The organism is Streptomyces prasinopilosus, from assembly GCF_001419695.1.
In the GTDB taxonomy this organism is placed as follows: Bacteria; Actinomycetota; Actinomycetes; order Streptomycetales; family Streptomycetaceae; genus Streptomyces; species Streptomyces prasinopilosus.
Genome location: NZ_LIRG01000734.1, coordinates 1 through 2,031 on the forward strand (window position 1 = coordinate 1; position 2,031 = coordinate 2,031).

The 2,031-nt window shown below is 73.9% G+C and carries 2 protein-coding genes; both read right to left on the minus strand.

Annotation, left to right across the window (positions count from 1 at the left end):
- Window positions 1-355, minus strand: a 355-nt coding sequence (locus AOK18_RS25505; protein WP_055695856.1) for a hypothetical protein, incomplete at its 3' end; no start/stop codon positions are given.
- A gap of 102 nt (window positions 356-457) precedes the next feature.
- Window positions 458-2,031: RNA polymerase recycling motor ATPase HelR (helR, locus tag AOK18_RS25510; protein ID WP_055695857.1), on the minus strand; the 1,574-nt coding region annotated here is incomplete at its 5' end.

Consider the following 2,031-nt stretch of genomic DNA (forward strand, 5'->3'; position numbering starts at 1 on the left):
CGTGGCCGTCGGCCAGCACCCACAGGAAGTCGGACAGGTTCCCGGCGACCACGCCGCACCGGCCCTCCGAGCTCAGGAACACCACGGGCTGCTCGGCGAGGGGCCGGCCGGGCCGTGCGTACCAGACGGCGGCGTTGCCGCCGGTGCCGTCCTGGCCGAACAGCCGGTAGGCGTCGCCGTCGACTTCGGGGTTCCCGGTCCACTGGCGCAGCCAGTCGGTGGTCTCCTCGGCCGGGCAGAAGGCGTCGTAGGGCTCGAAGTCGATTCCGTTCCCGTCGTCGTAGTCGAACCCGAGGCGGGCCACGTCGGCGAGGGCGGGCGGAAGGCTGCGGTCGTCACCGGTCGTCTCGTTCACGGGCGTACCGTAGCCGCCCGCTCCGACATCCGGTCGTCGCGCCGGTGTCCCGGGCGGGCCGGGTTCCCGTACGCCCGGAGCGTACGGGAACCCGTCACGGCGTCAGGTGAGGACGACCAGTTGCCGGGTCGCCCTGGTCATCGCGACGTAGCGGTCGACCGCTCCCTCGATGCCCTCGCCGAACCCGTCCGGGTCGACGAGGACGACCAGGTCGAACTCCAGGCCCTTCGACAGTTCCGGGGTCAGGGAGCGGACGCGGGGCGTGTCCCGGAAGGTGGGGTCGCCGATGACGCAGGCGATGCCGTTGCCGTCGGCGTGCTCGGCGAGCCAGGCGTCGAGGACCGCGTCCCGGTCGGAGACCTTGCCGTGGACGACGGGGAGGCCGCCCGTGCGGATGGAGACCGGGACGTTGGCGTCGGGGAGGACGGCGCGGATGACGGGTTCGGCCTCCGTCATCACCTCCTGCGGGGTGCGGTAGTTGATGTTCAGGGAGGTGACGGTGATCCGGTCGAGGCCGACGCGCCGGAGCCGTTCCTCCCACGACTCCGTGAAGCCGTGCCGGGCCTGGGCGCGGTCGCCGACGATGGTGAAGCTGCGGGACGGGCAGCGCAGGAGCAGCATCTGCCACTGGGCGTCGGTGAGTTCCTGGGCCTCGTCCACCACGACGTGCGCGAAGGGGCCCGCGAGCGCGTCCGGTTCGGCCGTGGGCAGGGCGCTCTCGTCGATCAGGCTGTCCCGCAGGTCCTGGCCGTGCAGCATCGTCACCGCGCCCTCGCCGTCGTCGTCGGAGGCGATGACGTTGTCGATGACGCCGGCCATGCGTTCGCGCTGGGCGGCGACCGAGGCGTCGTGGCGGCGCTTGCGCAGGGACGACTTCGGGTCGCCGAGCCGCTGCCGGGCCGCGTCCAGCAGCGGCAGGTCGGACACCGTCCAGGACGGGGCGTCCCCGTCCTCGCGCCGCAGGCGCTCGACCTCGTCCGGGGCGAGCCAGGGGGCGCACAGGCGCAGGTAGGCGGGGACGGACCACAGGTCGGAGACGACGTCGGCGGGTTCGAGGAGCGGCCAGTGGTCGTTGAGGGTCCTGACCAGCTCGTGGTGGGCGCGCAGCGCCCGCTGGAGCAGGTTCGGCGGGACGTCGTCGCCGTGCTTGTCCCCGAGGATCGCCACCAGCTCGTCCCAGATCTGCTCGCGCGCCTCGTTGTGCGGGGTGCCGGGCTCCGGGGCCCGGAACGCCTCGGCCCAGTCCTCGGCGGTCAGGGGGACGGAGGCCCAGGGGGTGGTCACCGTCATGCCCCGGGCGGGCGGGTCCTCGTAGAACCGTACGGCCGTCTCGATCGCCCGCACCATGGCGGCGGAGGACTTCAGGCGGGCCACCTCGGGGTCGGTCTCGGCCGTCGCCGCGGCCCCCTCGGGGACGAGGTCGCGCAGGGTGCAGGTGCGCACGCCCTCCTCGCCGAGGCTGGGCAGGACGTCGGCGACGTACGCCAGGTACGGCTGGTGCGGGCCGACGAACAGCACGCCGCCCCGGCGGTGGCCGAGGCGCGGGTCGGAGTAGAGGAGGTACGCGGAGCGGTGCAGGGCGACGACGGTCTTGCCGGTGCCCGGACCGCCGTCGACGACCAGGGCGCCGCGCGAGCCCGCGCGGATGACGGCGTCCTGGTCGGCCTGGATGGTGC